Consider the following 2,142-nt stretch of genomic DNA (forward strand, 5'->3'; position numbering starts at 1 on the left):
AAAAATGTAGGGGCGAATGGCATTCGCCCTCCGGCAATTTTCCTTTTTGCGATCGCCTCAAGAACACCACAATCGATCGCAATAAACAGCCCGGTATCAATTTTTCGGGTGGGGGGGCAAGCCAGGGGCCCCTACAGAGTATATTTTTTAGAACTTCAGTCCGGCCGTGCTCGCCAAAATCGAGTCGGCTTTTTCGATGCCCTCCCGGACCGACGCCGCGCAGGTTTCCAGGGCGTGCCGTTCATCGTCGGTGAGGGGCAATTCCAACACCCGTTCCACGCCGCGGCAACCCAGCCAGCAGGGGACGCCCAGGAAGATGTCTTTCATGCCGTATTCGCCTTGGAGATAGGCGGAGGTGGGCAGCAGGCGGCGGCGGTTGAGTAAGATCGATTCGACCATCATCCGAATTGAAGAAGCGGGGGCGTAGTAGGCGCCGCCCGTCTTCAGGAGCCCGACAATTTCGGCGCCGCCGTTGCGGGTGCGATCGATGAGTCGGTGGATGGTGGCTTCGTCGAGTAATTCGGTGATGGGGATGCCGTTGACGGTGGAGTAGCGGGGGAGGGGAACCATCAAATCGCCGTGGCTTCCCATGACGGTGGCGCTGACGTCGGCGACGGAGACGTTTAATTCCATCGCGATGAAGGTTTGGAACCGGGCGGAGTCCAATACCCCGGCCATGCCCATGATGCGGAAGGGGGCGAGTTTCGTCACCTGCCATGCGATGTAGGTCATCACGTCTAGGGGGTTGGTGACGATCAAAAATACGGCGTCGGGGGAGTAGGCCATCGCTTCGGCGGCGGCTTTGGCGACGATGGGGGCGTTGGTTTCGATCAGGTCGCTGCGACTCATGCCGGGGGTGCGGGGCCGTCCGGCGGTGATGACGACGACATCCGATCCGGCGGTGTCGGCGTAGTCGTTGGTGCCCTGAATTTTGCGATCGTGGCCTTCGACCGATCCGGCTTGCATCAGGTCCAGGGCGACGCCCTGCGGCAACCCTTCCACGACATCGAGGAGGACGACGTTGGCCACGTTACTTTCCGCGATGCGCTGGGCGAGGGTGCCGCCGACTTTTCCGGCGCCGATGATGGAAACGCGGGTGGGGTGGCAGGAAGGAGGGAAAAATAGGCTAGTCATCTTTGTGTACCGAATGTGAGGACAGCGCCAGATGAGAAGCGATGGGGAAAGGGGGAAGGTGGATTTCCCCCCGTCCGCCCATTGATTTGACAGTAACCCGACTCTCCTGGCTCCTTCTGGGCCCGAAAATCTCCTATTTGGCGTCTTCCAACTGGTCGATCCGCAGCCACATGGCGGGGGTCGGAACTCGGCCAAATTTGACGAAGGCGTAGTCTCCTTTGGTGTCCATGACTTCCCCTTTGGTTTCAAATAGGTAGGGGGGAAGCCGGGAGTCGCTGGCGGCTACTTCTAGGCTGTTTTCTAGCTTTTCCCGGACGACGTGAACAAAACTTCCTTTTTTGACGGTCATGGTTGTTTGGATGAATTGGGTTAATTAATCTATCCAGAATTGTAAGGGCTTGTTACTTTGAAGTGAAGGATTGAGGAGTGATGGGTTGGGTAATCGATCGCCGAGATTGCAGTCTGAAGTCCGGGTGAGGGACGGACAGCGATAGGTGCGCTATCGCGAATCGCCGACGGTTTGGGCTTCCCATCTTGACAATCAACATTTTACCGCCCCCGGTTCCCCCACCTGGCCACCCGAACATTTATCTTAACACTCTCTCAGATTACGATGCGATCGCCGGATTGTCCCGTTGCAAGTGGAGCAATTGGCCGGTTTTGGGATTAAAATGCGATCGCCGCGCCCCCAAACCCCTAATTCTGGGGGCTTTGATGCGATCGCCGCGCCCCCAAACCCCCAATTCTGGGGGCTTTGATGCGATCGCCGCATTCTCCCGTTGCATATAGCGATCGGAAACCATTTGTAAGTAGTCGCGCCCCCAAACCCCCAATTCTGGGGGCTTTGAGCCGACAATTTTTCACGAATCATTTCACATTGCCATATCGGACAATTGGCCGGTTTTCAGATCGAATCCGGTTGAATATCCGCACCGCTTGGGAATCAATTCCCCGAGGGCGCAAGCCTTGCGCCCCTACCAGCCAAAATCATCGGTCGATGATTGGGGA

3 protein-coding genes are annotated in these 2,142 nt (G+C 57.3%); all 3 read right to left on the reverse strand.

All coding sequences use genetic code 11. From position 1 onward, the window contains the following. Positions 1-147: 147 nt before the first annotated feature. The gene (gene mdh / locus LKE08_RS06355) at positions 148-1,134 is read right to left on the reverse strand and encodes a malate dehydrogenase (protein WP_324703363.1); all 987 of its coding nucleotides are present in this window, start codon (positions 1,132-1,134) and stop codon (positions 148-150) included. Between the two features lie 133 nt (positions 1,135-1,267). Then, a complete protein-coding gene (locus LKE08_RS06360) occupies positions 1,268-1,483 on the reverse strand; it encodes an NAD(P)H-quinone oxidoreductase subunit O (RefSeq protein WP_324703364.1) in 216 nt (71 codons plus the stop codon). Positions 1,484-1,742: 259 nt separating this feature from the next. Further along, on the reverse strand, positions 1,743-1,937 hold the full coding sequence (locus LKE08_RS06365; RefSeq protein WP_324703365.1) for a hypothetical protein: 195 nt from the start codon (positions 1,935-1,937) through the stop codon (positions 1,743-1,745). Positions 1,938-2,142 lie beyond the last annotated feature (205 nt).

It is taken from the genome of Lyngbya sp. CCY1209 (assembly GCF_035615495.1).
Classification (GTDB): Bacteria; Cyanobacteriota; Cyanobacteriia; order Cyanobacteriales; family Microcoleaceae; genus Limnospira.

What these genes read in the sequence shown, in the direction of transcription:
- mdh (WP_324703363.1), bottom strand. Translation starts at nt 1,134, where the DNA reads ATGACTAGCCTATTTTTCCCTCCTTCCTGCCACCCCACCCGCGTTTCC.
- LKE08_RS06360 (WP_324703364.1), bottom strand. Translation starts at nt 1,483, where the DNA reads ATGACCGTCAAAAAAGGAAGTTTTGTTCACGTCGTCCGGGAAAAGCTA.
- LKE08_RS06365 (WP_324703365.1), bottom strand. Translation starts at nt 1,937, where the DNA reads ATGGTTTCCGATCGCTATATGCAACGGGAGAATGCGGCGATCGCATCA.